Origin of the sequence: Polynucleobacter hallstattensis, from assembly GCF_018881835.1 — a bacterium.
Lineage (GTDB): Bacteria > Pseudomonadota > Gammaproteobacteria > Burkholderiales > Burkholderiaceae > Polynucleobacter > Polynucleobacter hallstattensis.
Genome location: NZ_JACVPO010000001.1, coordinates 808,971 through 826,274 on the forward strand (window position 1 = coordinate 808,971; position 17,304 = coordinate 826,274).

The window sequence follows — 17,304 nt, forward strand, 5'->3', positions numbered from 1 at the left end:
AAGAAACATTTGACACTTTGCTTACTCAAATTTTTAAAGAACAGCCATAAATGGCAAAACTAAACGATTAAGTCTTCGCTTAGTTTTGACATTTAGATGATGGTGGAGGATGACGGGATCGAACCGACGACCCCCTGCTTGCAAAGCAGGTGCTCTCCCAGCTGAGCTAATCCCCCAACGTCCCACTAAGTCTTGTTTCTGGCTGGTGGTGGGTCTGGTAGGACTTGAACCTACGACCCCTGCGTTATCAACACAGTGCTCTAACCAGCTGAGCTACAGACCCGTGGCTTTTATTGTCAACCGATAAGTGTGGGCACTAAAGCTCCAGCATCTTTCTCTAGAAAGGAGGTGATCCAGCCGCACCTTCCGATACGGCTACCTTGTTACGACTTTACCCCAGTCATGAACCCTGCCGTGGCAGTCGCCCTCCTTGCGGTTAGGCTAACGGCTTCTGGCAAAACCCACTCCCATGGTATGACGGGCGGTGTGTACAAGACCCGGGAACGTATTCACCGCGACATTCTGATCCGCGATTACTAGCGATTCCAGCTTCACGTAGTCGAGTTGCAGACTACGATCCGGACTACGATGCATTTTCTGAGATTAGCTCCCCCTCGCGGGTTGGCAACCCTCTGTATGCACCATTGTATGACGTGTGAAGCCCTACCCATAAGGGCCATGAGGACTTGACGTCATCCCCACCTTCCTCCGGTTTGTCACCGGCAGTCTCTTTAGAGTGCTCTTGCGTAGCAACTAAAGACAAGGGTTGCGCTCGTTGCGGGACTTAACCCAACATCTCACGACACGAGCTGACGACAGCCATGCAGCACCTGTGTTCACTTTCCCTTACGGGCACCTAATGTATCTCTACTTCGTTAGTGACATGTCAAGGGTAGGTAAGGTTTTTCGCGTTGCATCGAATTAATCCACATCATCCACCGCTTGTGCGGGTCCCCGTCAATTCCTTTGAGTTTTAATCTTGCGACCGTACTCCCCAGGCGGCTGACTTCACGCGTTAGCTACGTTACTCAGGATGTAAATCCCGAACAACTAGTCAGCATCGTTTAGGGCGTGGACTACCAGGGTATCTAATCCTGTTTGCTCCCCACGCTTTCGTGCATGAGCGTCAGTGTTATCCCAGGGGGCTGCCTTCGCCATTGGTATTCCTCCACATATCTACGCATTTCACTGCTACACGTGGAATTCTACCCCCCTCTGACACACTCTAGCTATACAGTCACAGGCGCCATTCCCAGGTTAAGCCCGGGGATTTCACGCCTGTCTTGTATAACCGCCTGCGCACGCTTTACGCCCAGTAATTCCGATTAACGCTTGCACCCTACGTATTACCGCGGCTGCTGGCACGTAGTTAGCCGGTGCTTATTCTTCAGGTACCGTCATTCCCGGACTGTGTTAGAGCCGGTGTTTCTTCCCTGACAAAAGAGCTTTACAACCCGAAGGCCTTCTTCACTCACGCGGCATTGCTGGATCAGGGTTTCCCCCATTGTCCAAAATTCCCCACTGCTGCCTCCCGTAGGAGTCTGGGCCGTGTCTCAGTCCCAGTGTGGCTGATCGTCCTCTCAGACCAGCTACTGATCGTCGCCTTGGTGGGCTTTTACCCCACCAACAAGCTAATCAGGCATCGGCCGCTCTAATCGCGCGAGGTCTTTCGATCCCCCGCTTTCCCCCTCAGGGCGTATGCGGTATTAGCACAGCTTTCGCTGCGTTATCCCCCACGATAAGGTACGTTCCGATGTATTACTCACCCGTTCGCCACTCGCCACCAGGTACAAGTACCCGTGCTGCCGTTCGACTTGCATGTGTAAGGCATGCCGCCAGCGTTCAATCTGAGCCAGGATCAAACTCTTCAGTTTAATTCCTGTGATCCTTGCGGATCGTCGCACTCATTCAAAAGAAATTGACTTGGTAATAAAACCAAATCTTTTTACTGTCTATGAGTACTATTTATTTACATCTGTCCCGAAGGACTGGATGCTTTCACTTAGTACCCACAATTATCGGTTGACTAATTTTTAAAGAGGGCTGCGCGTTTCGTATTTCGTAAAACGTTGCAGCAGAGAGATGAGACTTTATACCATTTTTGAGGGTCCGTCAACACCTTTCGTAGTCTTTTTCTATTAAAAAGCGGTGTTTTTTCCTACTTTCAAAATAAATCCATTTAAAACAATGGGATAGAGAGTGAAAATATTTTCAACTTTTTTTGAAAACATAAGGGTTTTTATGGATAAGGCAGTAAATTCACGCCAAGTATTCAGTTTTGTGCTCCATTAATAGCTCTTTTTTTTGCCTGGATTTCTAATATTAGGGAAAACCCTGTAATTAGCCCTAGCTTCTGCTAGTATGTTGCTATGCACAATAAATTAGTAAATAGTCAATTACCCAGCAAGCCCTATGCGGCTGGCTTAGTTGTGCCTGTTCGCGAATTACATGCTGGCCATAGAGAGCGGATTCTTCAACATCTATTGCTATTGAATGAGGAGGATCGTCGTCTTCGCTTCGGCACCCAAACTCCTGATGAGGTTATTCATCGCTATGTAGAAAACCTTGATTTCAATAAAGATGCGATCTTTGGCAGCTTTGATGCCCAGCTAAATCTGATTGGCATGGCTCATTTGGCATATTTACCGAAAACTAAAGGTCAGCCACTAGCTGCCGAGTTTGGCGTATCAGTATTGCCTAATGGCAGAGGGCAGGGCATAGGCACAGCTTTATTAGCGCGTGCTTCGGTGCACTCACGCAATACTCGTATCGAAACCCTATTTGTACACTGCTTGGCAAATAACCGGGCGATGATGCATCTGGCACAAAAGGCGGGGATGCGCGTTGAATACGCCTATGGTGATGCAGATGCTTATTTGAAATTACCGCCTGCAAATTCGGGCACGATTGTTGAGGAAGCTGCCAATGAGCAATGGGCTGACTTTGACTATGCCCTTAAAGAAAACTTGAAGCGCTCAAATGATGCCTGGTCTTGGTTTATTAGAAAGCCTGTCATTCGCCCAACTTAATTTGCGCTAGGGGCTCCGCGCAAAATCCAACTTGCCAATAATGATGCGTCCGAGTCGCTTAACTTCGCATTTGCAGGCATTGGTACAACACCCCATGATCCCGAGCCACCTTTAATAATTTTGTTTTTTAGAAAAGCTGTTGCGCCAGTATCGTTCGCATATTTTTTTGCAACGGCTTGAAAGGCAGGGCCCACAATTTTTTTATCTAAGGCATGGCATCCCAGGCAAGCATTTTGTTTTGCAAGTACTGCCGCCTTTGTATCATCACTAGATGCATTCGCGCTCAGTGAACACAGCAAGAAGACGGTGGTGAGTAAAAAAAATTTCAGTTGTTGCATAGCTAAATTCATTACTCACTTTCCTTCAAGCGGCCTTACTGTTTTGGCATTGAGTTTGGCTGCGCCTGGTCTGCCTTACCTTGTTTTTCTAGGCGTGTTTTTTCCGCGTCGGAAATAATATCGAAGTAGACGTACACGTCTTTTACACCGTCAATATTGCTGGTGACTTTCTTGGCAATCGCTGCCTCATTTTGCGTGAGAATGCCCATCAAATAAACACTGCTACCTTCAGCAACAATCGCCATTGAATTCGATGGGAGCTTGTCTGTGAAGATCATTTGGGTTTTGATTTTAGATTCGAGATAAGAGTCATTGGCACGGGCTGTAAAGCTACTGTTTGGTCCAATAGCCAATTCATTAAAAACGGAGCGGGCGTTTTTCATCGCCTTCACAAAGGCGCCAGCCTGACTCTTAACATCGGCATCTTTCACTTCACCAGTCAACAATACCTTTTGATTGAATGATGTCACGTTAATATGCGCATCATCACCATAACGCTTGGCTAGAGCATTGCCGGCCTCTAACTCAATGCCTTTATCGATTGCCTGTACAGCAGGCGAACGGCGATCCGCCATTACGCTTGCGCCTGCCACCACTCCACCAACAGCCAACACTCCACAACCAGATAAGATCGAGGAAATCAAAATCGCAGCAAGTAATTTAATGATGAGAGTATTTCGCATGTGCGTACTTTCTAATTAATGAAACTATTAATCGAGCAATAAATGATCTACGCCATCGCATAAGGCATGAAGTAAAACTAAATGCGTTTCTTGAATGCGTGCAGTACGAGTAGAGGGTGCACACAGGTGAATGTCATCCGCACCTAATAAGCTGGTAATTGTTCCGCCGCCGTTACCAGTCAGGGCAATAATCTGAATCCCCATTTTTTTTGCAGCCTCAATTGCTCTCACTACGTTTTTTGAATTGCCTGAGGTGGAGATGCCAATCAAAATATCGCCTTTTTTTCCAAGGCCACGAACTTGCTTGGCAAAGATTTCGTCATAGCTATAGTCATTCCCTACGGCGGTCAGAATAGATGTGTCTGTCGTCAGCGCAATCGCGGCCAACTCTTGCCGCTCTCTCTCAAAGCGACCAATTAGCTCTGCGGCAAAATGCTGCGCATCGGCAGCTGATCCGCCATTGCCGCAAGCCATTACTTTTCCGCCTGCACGCAAGCAGTCTGTCATGGCGACTATTCCGCGAGCAACCTGCTCAGGAAGTATTTTTTCAGCTGCTTGCTTTACAGCAATGCTATCTAGAAAATGTTGGGATGCGCGAGCGCGCAAACGTTCGAGGGTATCTTTATCCATCGCATTATTATGCGCCAAAGCACAGCCAATATGTCTGCACTGCCCCTGAATTCAAAAGGGACGTATTCTCTTACTTATTGAAATCTCATTAGCAAAAGATTGCCCCATGGAATTAAGCTCCTTTGACTTTTTAAAACAGCAGGATCTGCCAGCAGGGGCTCTATATATGGTTGCCACGCCAATTGGTAATTTGGGTGACATTACCCTGCGTGCACTGCATGTGCTTAATTCAGTAGACGGTATTGCCTGCGAAGACACTAGGCATAGCGCGCCCCTACTTCAACATTTTGGCATCCACAAGAAGTGTGTCGCCTTGCATGAGCACAATGAAATGACTGGCGCGCAAACCATTATTGAGCGCCTCACTCAAAATGAACGCTGGGCTTACATCTCAGATGCCGGTACGCCTGGAGTCTCAGATCCCGGGGCAAGATTGGTGAACGCGGTACAAAAGGCTGGCTTTCGAATCATTCCTATTCCCGGAGCTAGTGCAGTGTCGTCCGCCATTTCTGCTAGTGGCTCAGTCATGCTGCCATCGGAAGGGCGATTTCAGTTTCTTGGCTTTTGGCCAAATAAAGCCAAAGAGCGTGGCACACTCATTCAAGATATTCGTAACAATTCAAAAACGAGCATCTTTTTTGAATCGCCTCATCAAATACGCGACACTTTGATAACACTAAGTAAAGTACTGGAGCCCGAGCGCCAGGTTCTCATAGGCAGAGAACTCACCAAAAAATTTGAGCAACTGGTCACGCTCACTGCTGCAACTATTCCGGAGTGGCTTGAGAAAACAGAGAGCCTCAGAGGCGAGTTCATTGTCTTAGTTGCTGGCCGCCAAGCCAATGCAGATGAGGCTCCCGAACATTCGGCGCTCTTATTATGGGCCAATGCCTTAAGTCCTTACTTAGGCAGCAAAGAAATTGCTGCTGTACTTGCTCAAGTGCTTGGACTCAGTAAAAAAGAGGCTTACCAGGTGGCCTTGGATGCCAAAGATCAAAATGGTCAGCAATAAAAAAGCTGGCTAGATGCCAGCTTTTAGTAGGAGCCAAAAAATTATTTGGCAGCGGAAGTCGCTTGCTTAGGTTCTGCGGATGCGCTGGCATCTTTAAAATTTAATTGAGCTACAGGTTTAATGAGTTGCTCAGCAGATGCTTCCAAATCTACTCTCTTGCCATTGTTTACGAATACCATCAATAAAAGAATAATGATGAGTGGTACAAAAAAGCTGGCAAACACCATAATGATCAATTGTTTGGGTGACTTAATTAGACTGCCGTGTGCTTCGCTCATAGGACTTTTATAGTTTGACGGGTTTTAGGGTGGTTTTGCGATGATTATAACGAGACCGTAAGGATATAGGCACTTACAATGGCGTAGTTAGCGAATTTACTACTGGCGCCCGTAGCTCAGTGGATAGAGTATTGGCCTCCGAAGCCAAGGGTCGCAGGTTCGATTCCTGCCGGGCGCACCAAAACAGGGGGGTTTTTTGAGCTACACCATGCGTAAATTTGTGAAAAAGGCTATCATTCCTTCCTAACTTATTGATTCTTATCATGTCAAATCATCTAAATTCTGCACTATCCGAACCATCTATGGCCAATCCTTTGGCTCCTGACCTTCCATTGCCACACCGAAAAGTTATTCGTAGCTGGCTGATTCCAATGGCTCAGGGAGAAACTGCAAAAGCAATTGCCTTGCTAGTGGTGGATGCTGTTTTATGGCTTGCTTGTATCGCTGGGACTATTTTTATAGAAAGCGTGCTGATCAAAATCGTATTGGGCTTAGTTGCTGGTTTTGTTACTGGTCGCATCTTCATCTTGGGTCATGATGCCTGCCATCAAAGCTACACACCACACCGCGAACTTAATAAAGTATTGGGTCGGATTGCATTCTTGCCGTCTCTAACCCCATACAGCTTATGGGATGTGGGCCACAACGTAGTTCACCATGGTCAGACGAACCTAAAGGGCTTTGACTTTGTTTGGGCTCCATTATCAAAAGCAGAATTTGACGCCCTACCTGCATGGCGTAAGGCCTTAGAGCGTCTTTACCGCAGTGGTTGGGGCCCCGTTTTCTACTATCTCATTGAGATCTGGTGGAGACGTGAGTACTTTCCGAATGCCAAAAACAAACCTGGTGATCGTCCGATTTTCCTGAAAGATAACTTGCTGGTGACTGGCTTTGCCATTATTTGGATTGCTTGTCTCATTGCCGGCGCCCTCGCTACTGGTCAATCTGTTTGGCTTGGCCTCATTACTGGTTTTGCTGTTCCTTTCCTGTTTTGGAATGGAATGATAGGTTTTGTGGTCTATGTTCATCACACCCATACATCGGTCTCTTGGTATGACAAGAAATCTGAGTGGTTGCGTGCCCAACCTTTTGTATCCACCACAGTGCATTTGACCTTTAATTGGATTTGGGGCTCTTTAATGCACCATATCATGGAGCATACCGCCCACCACGTGGATATGAGCGTCCCCCTGTATCGCCTCAAAGAAGCCCAAAATACCCTGGAAACCATCCTTCCAGAGCGTATTTTTGTCCAAAAGTTCTCCTGGGCCTGGTATTTCGAGACAGCTCGCAAGTGCAAGCTCTATGACTTTGAAAACAAGGCTTGGCTCGATTTTGATGGCAATAAAACGGCTGATTCGGTCAGAGTAGTCCTAAGCCCAGCCCCAGTAGGACAAAACGGGTAAAATAGATTCTCTGTACAAGATTTGGATTACCCGGATTGCCCATGACTACCTCGACTCCAGCTGCTACCCAAGAAACCTCACAGAGCCTTAAGTTTTGCTCCTCATGCAGTCGCGAAAAGCGTCTGGAAGGTGGCACCTGGATTCCGACAAGTAATCGTAAGCAGCGCTGGATTTGTGCAAGCTGTTTATACAATCGTACACACCGTACCGGCTCAGCAAAAACCTAAATCTCCAACTAGCGCGTCGATACAAACGCTTGCATGACCTAATCCATAAGGTCTAGTTTGTTCAGGCACAATGAAAACTCAAGACACATTTAAATTCGCAGCAACACATGAGTGGGCTAGCATCGAAGATGATGGGCTAGTTTGGGTAGGCATTAGCAATCATGCTCAAGAAGCCTTAGGTGATGTTATGTTTTTCCAGGCACCAAATATTGGACAAGCGGTGAAGCAGGGAGATGTCATTGCTGCAATAGAATCTGTTAAAGCGGCAAGCGATATTCATGCACCGGTTAGCGGTGAGATTGTTGCTATCAATGAAGAGATGGATGCCACCCCAGAGATAGTGAATACTAAACCGTATGCTGTTTGGTTATTTAAAATTAAACCTTCGTCACCAGAAATGCTGAGTACTAATCTTAACGGCTTAATGTCGCTCTCACAATACGAATCTAGTGCTGGCGCTTAGATAGCAATCGGATCGCGTTCTACCAGCCATCGAATACGTGATGTTTTGCTGATTCTTCCTGTGGATTCTTGCCGCAATTCTTGATCAATTATTTCAAGCGCTTCTTGCAGTACCTTGCGATTACCCGATTCAATTAATAGTTGGGCGCGTTCTGCACCCGCTATCCGCATGACTGGCTTAGGTACTGGGTCATACACCTTGAGCTCTCTCGAAATCATGCCCCTACTTTTTATTCGCGCCTTTAGTTCATTCAAAAACCTAATCGCCTGATCCAAACTTTTACCTTCTGCATGAATAAGCGCTTGATATGAGTATGGTGGTAATTTAGCCTCTTCTCGCTCATTAGCAGTAAACGCTAAAAATCCATCGACATCGTGTCTTAATAAATACTGAAATACAGGTGACTCAGGGTATTGTGTCTCGATATAAATATCGCCCCCAGTTTGACCACTAGTTCCAGATCTTCCTGCACGTCCAGCTACTTGAACTAACTGTGCGAATAATCTTTCGGCTGCTCTAAAGTCAGCCGAATACAGTCGACTGTCTGCATCTAATACGGCCACTAATCCAATGTTTTGATAGTCGTGTCCTTTGGCAATCATTTGAGTACCAACCACAATGTCAACATTACCATCGTGTATTTGCGCAAAGAGGGCTTCCGCTCCATTGCTCTTTCTACTTGAATCCGTATCGACTCGCAATACTCTTGCCTGCGGCCACATTGCTTCAATAGCATCTTCTAATTTTTGAGTCCCATGACCAAGTGTTTTGAGATCTGCGTTTCCGCAATCTGGGCAAAACTGTGGGATAGGCTTTACTAATCCACAATGGTGACAATTTAATACTGATCTTTTACTTAATGCTCCGGCTTTATGCATTACCGTATAGGTAGAGCATTGAGTACATTTTGATAACCAATTGCATGCTGAGCAACTGAGTACCGGGGCATATCCGCGCCTGTTAATCAAAATCAAACTTTGCTTTTTTTCTGCCAGTGATTTAGTAATGGCATTTCCAAGTGTTTTTGTAATTAAGCTTTTTTGCCTGGGTGCACCCGCATCTCCTGGGCTAAATTGATTTTGCGGGTTACGTGTATTGATTAAATGCACATTAGGTAGGCTTGCGCCTTGTGCGCGCTGATCCAGTCGAATATTTTCATAGCGGCCTGATTGAGCTGCTAACCAGGTTTCTAGAGAAGGTGTTGCAGAAGATAGAAGAATGGGGATTTTTTGATCATGCGCTCGCCAGATTGCTAAATCTCTTGCCGAATATCGTGTGCCATCTTGTTGCTTATAAGATGGGTCGTGTTCTTCATCCACCACTATGACGCGTAAGTTTGGCATTGGCGTTAAAGCTGCCAACCTAGTTCCTAAAATAATTTGTGCCTTGCCAGTCATTGCCTCATACCAAGCAATGCCTCTTTTCTTTTCGCTGACACCACTATGCAATACCGCCATTTTTTTATCGGGGAAATAGGCGCTTATTCGTCTCTCTAATTGTGGGGTTAAATTAATTTCTGGCACCAATAAAAGCGCTTGAGCACTTTCATCGTTAAGGATGCTTGCTAGCCAATTGAGGAATACCGCTGTTTTCCCGCTTCCGGTTTGACCCTGCAATAAGATCGCTCGAAATTGTTTTTCTTTTTTTTCAGCGCCTCCCAGTAATTTATTGAGGGCGACCTTTTGATTGGGGTTCAATTGGTCTTGTGTGATTAATCCCTCTGAGATCACATCAAGCCTTTTTTTGCTTTTTTTTGCTGCCAACTTCAGTCTTTCTGGAATCTTTTTCCAGTCATCTGCCTTTTTCCACATCTGTGGAATCACTGGCAAGATTGTTTCTCCTAGCGCATGAACGTAATACTGACTAGCGAAATTCATCAGCCTTAATAGACCTGGATCGAATACTGGCAGTGGGGCGAGGCTTTCCACAGACTTTAGTTTCGACAGTTCATAATCTGAGTGATTACTCACTTTTATAACAAGGCCGATTACTTTTGATCTTGCGAATGGTACTGCAACTACATTGCCTATCTCTGGTAATTTGCCTAATTTTTCAGCATCCCACAGGTAGTCAAAGCCCTGGGCCAAAGGCTTATCTATTACTACCTGTACAACAGTGGGTTTAAGCGTCATTTACTATTTTTTCTGTTTTACCCTGTGGATAAGTCTGTGGATATCATTTACTTTTTTCTGCTTGTTTACTTATTTTATAGGAACAATAGTATGCACAGAAAAACGGTATTTTATTTATTTACTATATAAATCAATACTTTAGAATGATTACTAAAGGTGAAAGTTCACAATTCTCTTGAATCTCTCTGTATTTATGATTTTGCACATTTCTGTGCATAACTTTTTGCCGTAACATTGGCTAAAGTTAGCAATTACTTGCGTCTAGCGCATTGCCCGTAAGGCTTTTGACTTGGAAATCACCGCTTCGGAGAGGGCTGTTACGCTTTCAGGCGGGGTAAATTGGTTGATGCCGTGACCCAAATTGAAGATATGCCCATCCAGCGGATGAAGGCCTGGCTTTAGTGTGGGCGCACTAGCCAAATCTTCCAAAAGACCTTCGGCAGCACTTGCAATATGCTGTGGTTCTGAAAACAAAATTAGTGGATCTAGGTTGCCCTGCAAAGCCAGTGGCTTATTGATATCTAAAAGCTGTTTACGGGCACGACTTAATGGCATGGTCCAATCAATTGCAATGACATCCGCTCCAATTTGCGCCATATCGTTTAACCAAATACCGCCACCTTTAGTAAACATAATGATTGGGAGCTTGCGCCCATCATGTTCACGCGGCAATATTTCAATCACTTTTTGCATAGCAGCCAAGGACATGCGCTGATACCAACCATCGGGAAGTAAGCCTCCCCAAGTATCAAAGATCATGAGCGCTTGCGCACCAGCCTTTACTTGCTCAATTAAATAGGCTGCCACCGACTGGACATTAATCTCAAGAATATGCTCAAGCAAATCTGGGCGACTAAACATCATAGTCTTGGCGTGACGAAAATCGTCTGAACCAGAACCATCAATCATGTAGCAGGCCAGCGTCCACGGGCTTCCAGAAAAACCAATCAGCGGCACGCGCTGATTACCATCCTGAATCAATGCCTTGCGAATTTCTGATACAGCATCAAAAACATATTTAAGCTGATCCATATCGGCAACGCGTAATTTTTTTACTGCTTCTTCCGTGCGAAGAGGGTGATCAAAACTAGGTCCCTCACCTGCAGTAAATTTCAGTCCTAAACCCATAGCATCGGGAATGGTCAAAATATCGGAGAACAAAATCGCTGCGTCTAATGGGTAACGATCCAAAGGTTGGAGGGTTACTTCTGTAGCGTAAGCTGGATTTTTAGCAAGGCCAAGGAAGCTGCCGGCCTTAGCTCGGGTTGCATTGTATTCCGGGAGATATCGACCGGCTTGGCGCATGAGCCAAAGCGGGGTTTGATCAACCGCTTCGCCCAAGCAGGCTTTTAAAAATCGATCATTTGACAACAAGGAAATGTCCGGCCTCTTACTTTTTACGACGGAAACGAGCAATAGCAGCCAGCTGTGCTGCTGCCATAGCAAACTCTGACTGCGCTAAGGCCATATCAAAGTCAGTGCCACGATTTTGCATAGCTTCTTGAGCGCGTTTCTTAGCCTCGTTAGCTTTGGCTTCATCAAGGTCATGTCCGCGAATGGCGGTATCAGCCAATACAGTGACATGATCAGGTTGCACTTCTAAATAGCCGCCTGCAACGAATACAAACTCTTCATCACCGTCAGCTTTTTCAATACGAACTGAGCCTGGACGAATGCGTGTAATCAAAGGAGTGTGGCCGCGCAAAATACCGAGCTCACCATTTTCACCGGGAAGCGCAACGAACTTGGCCTCTCCGCTAAAAATGGATTGCTCTGCACTTACTACATCGACACGTATGGTTGACATAATTTCCCTAGATGAGTTCGATTAAAGCTTCTTAGCTTTCTCGATGGCTTCATCAATTGAACCCACCATGTAGAACGCCTGCTCCGGCAAGTGATCCAATTCGCCGCTGCAAATCATTTTGAAACCACGGATAGTTTCTTTTAATGGAACGTATTTACCTGGTGAACCAGTAAATACCTCAGCAACGTGGAAAGGCTGGGACAAGAAACGTTGAATCTTACGAGCACGAGACACGGCTAATTTGTCTTCTGGTGACAACTCATCCATACCCAAAATAGCAATAATGTCGCGCAACTCTTTATAACGCTGCAATGTCATCTGAACTTCACGGGCTACGTCATAGTGCTCTTGACCAACTACTTGTGGATCAAGCTGACGGCTGGTTGAATCTAATGGATCAACCGCTGGATAAATACCCAATGCAGCAATATCACGTGACAACACCACTGTGGAGTCTAAGTGTAAGAAGGTTGTCGCTGGTGATGGATCGGTTAAGTCATCCGCAGGAACGTAAACGGCCTGAATAGATGTAACAGAACCAGTCTTTGTTGAAGTAATACGCTCTTGCAACTTACCCATCTCTTCAGCCAGTGTTGGCTGATAACCCACAGCAGATGGCATACGACCAAGCAACGCCGATACTTCAGTACCAGCAAGTGTGTAACGATAAATATTGTCGACGAAGAACAAAATATCACGGCCTTCATCACGGAATGCTTCAGCCATTGTCAAACCAGTCAACGCAACGCGCAAACGGTTGCCTGGAGGCTCGTTCATTTGACCAAACACCATCGCCACTTTATCTACAACGTTAGATTCTTTCATCTCGTGATAGAAGTCATTACCTTCACGAGTACGCTCACCAACACCAGCAAACACAGATAAGCCTGAATGTTGCTTAGCGATGTTGTTAATCAATTCCATCATGTTCACAGTTTTACCAACACCCGCACCACCGAACAAGCCAACCTTACCGCCCTTAGCAAACGGGCAAACCAAGTCAATAACCTTAATACCGGTTTCTAACAAGTCAACAGATGGTGAGAGCTCATCAAACTTTGGTGCTGGCTGGTGAATAGCGCGACGCTCTTCAGTGGCAATAGGACCTGCATCATCAATTGGGCGACCTAAAACATCCATAATGCGACCCAATGTAGCTGGACCAACAGGAACAGAAATTGGAGCACCAGTCGATTTCACTTCCATGCCGCGACGCAATCCATCGCTAGCACCCATAGCAATTGCGCGAACTACGCCATCACCAATTTGTTGCTGAACTTCAAAGGTCAAACCTTTTTCAGCAAATGATTTTTCTCCGCTCTCAACCAATGTCAAGGCATCATAAATGTTTGGCATGTTGTCACGTGGGAACTGAATGTCCACCACTGGACCAATACACTGCACGATATTTCCGTTACTCATCGCATTTCTCCGCTTTTAATTCCTGAATTCTTTCGTATTCCTAAATGCTGACCGCTTAAACTGCAGCCGCTCCACCAACAATCTCGGACAGCTCTTTAGTAATAGCAGCTTGTCGTGTTTTGTTGTATTCCAATTGCAATTCGCCGATCACGTTCTTCGCATTATCTGAGGCGGCCTTCATCGAGACCATGCGTGCAGATTGTTCTGAAGCCATGTTCTCAGCAACAGCTTGGTAAATCATTGCCTCTACATAGCGCTTGAGTAAACCGTTCAAAACGGACTCTGCATCTGGCTCGTAGATGTAATCCCAAGAATTACCCGTCTTCTCTTCTGGAGTTAAAGCTGCAGACTCTAAAGGCAGGAGTTTTTCTAAAACAGGTTCTTGCTTCATTGCATTGACAAAACGTGTATATGCCAAATAAACGGCATCAATTTCCCCGCGCTCAAACGCTTCCAACTGGGCGGTAATTGCGCCAATCAACACATCCATGTGCGGCGTGTCACCAATTTGAGTTGTTTGAGAAATCAGCTTTGCTTTTGAACGATTCAAAAACTGAAGACCTTTTGAGCCAATTGCAGTGTATTCAATATTAATATTGCCGCCTTGCATATCGCGTACCTGGTTTGCAATCAGACGCAATACGTTGGTGTTTAGTCCGCCGCATAAACCTTTGTCTGTTGTAACCAAGATCGTGCCAATTTTCTTTACATCACGAGTTACCATGTAAGCAGGGCGAAACTCAGGATTTGCTTTGGAAAGATTGGCCACAATCTCACGAATTTTTTCAGCATAAGGACGCGCATTACGCATGCGCTCTTGGGCACGACGCATCTTGGATGCGGCGACCATTTCCATTGCTTTAGTGATCTTGCGCGTGTTTTGCACGCTCTTGATCTTAGATCGTATCTCTTTTGTGCTTGCCATGATTTATGCGAGTCCTCTTAGAAAGAGGCTGAACGCTTGTAATCCTCAATTGCAGAACGCAAAGCAGCTTCATCATCCTTGCTCAAGTCTTTGGTCTCTTCAATACGACCAATTAAATCAGCGTATTTTGATTTCAAATGATCCTGTAAGCCTTTTTCAAATGCTAGTACATGCTTTACTTCAAGATCATCGAAGTAGCCGTTATTCATGGCATAAAGTGAGGCGGCCATTTCCCAAACCTGCAAAGGCTTGTACTGCGCCTGTTTACATAATTCAGTGACACGTTTACCACGCTCGAGTTGCTTACGAGTTGCATCATCAAGATCGGATGCAAACTGCGCAAATGCTGCTAATTCACGATACTGCGCTAAGTCGGTACGAATACCGCCAGACAATTTCTTAATAACTTTAGTTTGGGCTGCGCCACCAACACGTGACACAGAAATACCAGCGTTAATCGCAGGACGTACGCCAGCGTTAAATAAGTCGGTTTCCAAGAAGATCTGACCGTCAGTAATCGAAATCACGTTGGTTGGAACGAAAGCAGAAACGTCACCAGCTTGAGTCTCAATAATTGGCAATGCTGTCAAAGAGCCAGTCTTACCTTTTACTGAACCATTTGTAAATTTCTCAACGTATTCAGCATTTACACGAGCAGAGCGCTCAAGCAAACGGGAGTGAAGATAGAACACATCGCCAGGGTAAGCTTCGCGACCTGGTGGGCGACGCAAGAGCAAAGAAATCTGACGGTATGCAACTGCTTGTTTTGTTAAGTCGTCATAAACGATCAATGCATCTTCACCGCGATCACGGAAGTACTCTCCCATTGTGCAACCAGCATATGCTGAGAGGTATTGCATCGCTGCGGACTCAGAAGCACTCGCCGCAACAACAACGGTGTACTCCATTGCGCCTAGCTCTGTGAGCTTGCGTACAACGTTAGCAATCGTGGAGGCTTTTTGACCAATCGCAACGTAAACGCAATAAACGCCTTTACCTTTTTGGTTAATGATCGCATCAACAGCAACTGCTGTTTTACCTGTTTGGCGGTCACCAATGATCAACTCGCGCTGACCGCGACCGATTGGAACCATCGCATCAATCGCTTTCAAACCAGTTTGTACTGGCTGGCTAACAGATTGACGTGCGATAACGCCTGGAGCAACTTTTTCAATAAAGTCAGTCAATTTAGTATTGATTGGGCCTTTACCATCAATCGGTTGACCGAGCGCGTTTACAACGCGACCAAGCAACTCCGGACCAACTGGAACTTCCAAAATGCGGCCAGTACATTTAACTGGGTCACCTTCTTTAATGTGGATGTACTCTCCCAACACCACAGCACCAACTGAATCACGCTCAAGGTTCAACGCGAGGCCAATTGTGTTGTTAGGGAATTCCAACATTTCGCCTTGCATAACACCAGACAAGCCATGTACGCGGCAAATACCATCGGTCACTGAAATTACAGTGCCTTCGTTGCGAAGTTGGGAATCAACACCCAGTTCACTAATTCGGCTTTTGATCAGTTCACTGATCTCGGAAGGGTTGAGTTGCATTACTTACTCCTGGGTATTATTTCGTATGTTCTTAATAGGGATAACTTATGCGCCAAGACTTGCTTGCATTTGAGCTAACTGTGCTTTTACAGAGCTATCCATTACTTCATCACCAACCTGAATGCGAACTCCGCCAATCAATGCAGGATCTACTTGGATAGTTGGGCGCAATTCTTTACCCCCAAAGCGCTTCTTCAAACTTGACAACAAATCATTCAACGCAGAACCCTCTAATGGGAATGCGCTAGTAATCATTACTTCTGCTGCACCCTCGCTCTTATTCTTCATCGCCTCAAATTGTTTAGCAATTTCAGGAATAGCTGATAAGCGGTGGTTTTGATTTACAAGACTCAAAAAACTCGCTATTTTGCCGTCTAGCTTTGTCTTCAACATGCCAGAAAGAAGCTTGCTTAGATCATCCGCAGATACTTTTGGATTGTTTGACAGGGCGGCAACTTCTGGTAAGGCGGCTAACTGAGCTAATTCATTTAGCTGCTCTAAACATGTAGCAAGCTCAGTAGCCTTAGTGCTTTGGAAAAGCGCCTCAGCATAAGGCCGCGCAATAGTGGCTAATTCAGCCATATCAAAGTTCTGCCTTTAGTTGATCAAGCAATGTGCTGTGGGCTTTTGCATCTACCTCACGACGCAAAATTTGCTCTGCGCCTTTAACGGCCAGCACAGCTACTTCAGCACGCAATACTTCGCGAGCGCGTGTTACTTGTTGATCAGCATCTTGCTTGGCTTGGGAGATGATGCGAGCGGCTTCAGCTTGTGCGTTTGCGCGAATTTCTTCTGCAGACATTTGAGCACGTTTTTCTGCCTCTGCAACACGCAGTACTCCTTCTTGGCGTGCTTTAGTTAATTCTTGCTCAGCTTCATTGCTTGCCAATGCGAGCGCTTCTTTACCGCGTTCGGCAGATGCCAAGCCATCAGCAATTTTGCTTGAACGCTCATCTAACGCCTTAACTAGCGGTGGCCACACAAAGCGTGCAACAACCCACCATAAGACGAAGAAAACGATCATTTGCGCGAATAGGGTCGCGTTCAGATTCACGATATTCCTTTCAGTATTGTTGAGAACAGTAGGATGACCCGATGGTCATCCACGCCAAAACAATTACTTAATAACTGCGAGCAGTGGGTTTGCGAAAGCAAACAACATTGCAACACCAACGCCAATCAAGAACGCAGCATCGATCAAACCAGCCAAAAGGAACATTTTGGTTTGTAATTCATTGATCAGTTCTGGTTGACGGGCAGCGCCCTCAATGAACTTACCGCCCATTAGGCCAATGCCCAAACAGGCTCCCAATGCGCCGAGGCCGATGATGAGGCCAATACCGATAGCGGTTAGTCCTTGGATGTTGGCTAAGAATGCTTGCATGTTTACTCC

Annotated in this window: 18 protein-coding genes, 3 tRNA genes and 1 rRNA gene; 6 read left to right on the forward strand and 16 right to left on the reverse strand. The window is 45.8% G+C overall.

Features of this window, described 5'->3' with window-relative positions; translation table 11 throughout:
- Nucleotides 1–100: 100 nt before the first annotated feature.
- The 3 genes from ICN26_RS04265 to ICN26_RS04275 all read right to left on the reverse strand — a co-directional run bounded on the left by ICN26_RS04265 (nt 101) and on the right by ICN26_RS04275 (nt 1,874).
- Nucleotides 101–176 (reverse strand) — tRNA-Ala (locus ICN26_RS04265).
- 30 nt (nt 177–206) lie between these two features.
- Nucleotides 207–283: transfer RNA gene (locus ICN26_RS04270), tRNA-Ile, on the reverse strand.
- Nucleotides 284–341: 58 nt separating this feature from the next.
- Nucleotides 342–1,874: ribosomal RNA gene (locus tag ICN26_RS04275) — 16S ribosomal RNA — on the reverse strand.
- 495 nt (nt 1,875–2,369) lie between these two features.
- On the opposite strand from ICN26_RS04275, the gene ICN26_RS04280 reads away from it, so the two are divergent.
- Nucleotides 2,370–3,029: a GNAT family N-acetyltransferase gene (locus ICN26_RS04280; protein ID WP_216267126.1), complete on the forward strand. Its 660-nt coding sequence runs from the start codon at nt 2,370–2,372 to the stop codon at nt 3,027–3,029.
- On the opposite strand, the gene ICN26_RS04285 is transcribed toward ICN26_RS04280, so the two are convergent.
- Genes ICN26_RS04285 through ICN26_RS04295 form a run of 3 tightly spaced genes read right to left on the reverse strand, consistent with a single transcriptional unit; the run spans nt 3,026 to nt 4,680 of the window.
- Nucleotides 3,026–3,379, reverse strand: a complete 354-nt coding sequence (locus ICN26_RS04285) for a c-type cytochrome (RefSeq protein WP_255534370.1) — start codon at nt 3,377–3,379, stop codon at nt 3,026–3,028. The genes ICN26_RS04280 and ICN26_RS04285 overlap by 4 nt on opposite strands.
- A 23-nt stretch (nt 3,380–3,402) precedes the next feature.
- The gene (locus ICN26_RS04290) at nt 3,403–4,050 is read right to left on the reverse strand and encodes a BON domain-containing protein (protein ID WP_216267128.1); all 648 of its coding nucleotides are present in this window, start codon (nt 4,048–4,050) and stop codon (nt 3,403–3,405) included.
- A 27-nt stretch (nt 4,051–4,077) separates the two neighbouring features.
- Complete coding sequence (locus ICN26_RS04295; protein ID WP_216267130.1) at nt 4,078–4,680, reverse strand: phosphoheptose isomerase; 603 nt, start codon at nt 4,678–4,680, stop codon at nt 4,078–4,080.
- A 106-nt stretch (nt 4,681–4,786) separates the two neighbouring features.
- On the opposite strand from ICN26_RS04295, the gene rsmI reads away from it, so the two are divergent.
- Nucleotides 4,787–5,692, forward strand: coding sequence for a 16S rRNA (cytidine(1402)-2'-O)-methyltransferase (gene rsmI, locus ICN26_RS04300; RefSeq protein ID WP_216267132.1), 906 nt, complete (start codon nt 4,787–4,789; stop codon nt 5,690–5,692).
- A gap of 41 nt (nt 5,693–5,733) precedes the next feature.
- Here the strand turns inward: rsmI and ICN26_RS04305 are convergent, their stop codons facing one another.
- Complete coding sequence (locus ICN26_RS04305) at nt 5,734–5,970, reverse strand: hypothetical protein (protein ID WP_255534371.1); 237 nt, start codon at nt 5,968–5,970, stop codon at nt 5,734–5,736.
- Nucleotides 5,971–6,075: 105 nt separating this feature from the next.
- On the opposite strand from ICN26_RS04305, the gene ICN26_RS04310 reads away from it, so the two are divergent.
- The 4 genes from ICN26_RS04310 (at nt 6,076) to gcvH (ending at nt 8,066) form a co-directional block, all read left to right on the forward strand.
- Nucleotides 6,076–6,151: transfer RNA gene (locus ICN26_RS04310), tRNA-Arg, on the forward strand.
- A gap of 190 nt (nt 6,152–6,341) precedes the next feature.
- A complete protein-coding gene (locus ICN26_RS04315; RefSeq protein ID WP_216267654.1) occupies nt 6,342–7,376 on the forward strand; it encodes a fatty acid desaturase in 1,035 nt (344 codons plus the stop codon).
- Between the two features lie 41 nt (nt 7,377–7,417).
- The gene (locus ICN26_RS04320) at nt 7,418–7,603 is read left to right on the forward strand and encodes a hypothetical protein (RefSeq protein WP_041396810.1); all 186 of its coding nucleotides are present in this window, start codon (nt 7,418–7,420) and stop codon (nt 7,601–7,603) included.
- Between the two features lie 70 nt (nt 7,604–7,673).
- Entirely contained in the window at nt 7,674–8,066 is a 393-nt protein-coding gene (gcvH, locus tag ICN26_RS04325) for a glycine cleavage system protein GcvH (RefSeq protein ID WP_216267133.1), read from the forward strand.
- Here the strand turns inward: gcvH and priA are convergent.
- From priA to atpE, 9 genes are all read right to left on the reverse strand, one after another.
- Nucleotides 8,063–10,198: a replication restart helicase PriA gene (gene priA / locus ICN26_RS04330; RefSeq protein ID WP_216267135.1), complete on the reverse strand. Its 2,136-nt coding sequence runs from the start codon at nt 10,196–10,198 to the stop codon at nt 8,063–8,065. The two genes, gcvH and priA, sit on opposite strands and share 4 nt — an antisense overlap.
- Before the next feature lie 261 nt (nt 10,199–10,459).
- On the reverse strand, nt 10,460–11,578 hold the full coding sequence (hemE, locus tag ICN26_RS04335) for a uroporphyrinogen decarboxylase (protein ID WP_216267655.1): 1,119 nt from the start codon (nt 11,576–11,578) through the stop codon (nt 10,460–10,462).
- 10 nt (nt 11,579–11,588) lie between these two features.
- Nucleotides 11,589–12,005, reverse strand: coding sequence for a F0F1 ATP synthase subunit epsilon (locus ICN26_RS04340; protein ID WP_216267137.1), 417 nt, complete (start codon nt 12,003–12,005; stop codon nt 11,589–11,591).
- Between the two features lie 21 nt (nt 12,006–12,026).
- Nucleotides 12,027–13,427, reverse strand: a complete 1,401-nt coding sequence (atpD, locus tag ICN26_RS04345; RefSeq protein ID WP_173959366.1) for a F0F1 ATP synthase subunit beta — start codon at nt 13,425–13,427, stop codon at nt 12,027–12,029.
- A gap of 55 nt (nt 13,428–13,482) precedes the next feature.
- Nucleotides 13,483–14,352 carry a F0F1 ATP synthase subunit gamma gene (gene atpG, locus ICN26_RS04350; protein ID WP_216267139.1) on the reverse strand — a complete coding sequence of 290 codons (870 nt, stop codon included), beginning with the start codon at nt 14,350–14,352 and terminating at the stop codon, nt 13,483–13,485.
- Between the two features lie 17 nt (nt 14,353–14,369).
- The gene (gene atpA, locus ICN26_RS04355; RefSeq protein WP_216267141.1) at nt 14,370–15,911 is read right to left on the reverse strand and encodes a F0F1 ATP synthase subunit alpha; all 1,542 of its coding nucleotides are present in this window, start codon (nt 15,909–15,911) and stop codon (nt 14,370–14,372) included.
- Nucleotides 15,912–15,956: 45 nt separating this feature from the next.
- Nucleotides 15,957–16,493: a F0F1 ATP synthase subunit delta gene (locus ICN26_RS04360; RefSeq protein ID WP_216267143.1), complete on the reverse strand. Its 537-nt coding sequence runs from the start codon at nt 16,491–16,493 to the stop codon at nt 15,957–15,959.
- A gap of 1 nt (nt 16,494) precedes the next feature.
- A complete protein-coding gene (locus ICN26_RS04365) occupies nt 16,495–16,965 on the reverse strand; it encodes a F0F1 ATP synthase subunit B (protein ID WP_216267146.1) in 471 nt (156 codons plus the stop codon).
- 63 nt (nt 16,966–17,028) lie between these two features.
- A complete protein-coding gene (atpE, locus tag ICN26_RS04370) occupies nt 17,029–17,295 on the reverse strand; it encodes a F0F1 ATP synthase subunit C (RefSeq protein WP_028818346.1) in 267 nt (88 codons plus the stop codon).
- Nucleotides 17,296–17,304 lie beyond the last annotated feature (9 nt).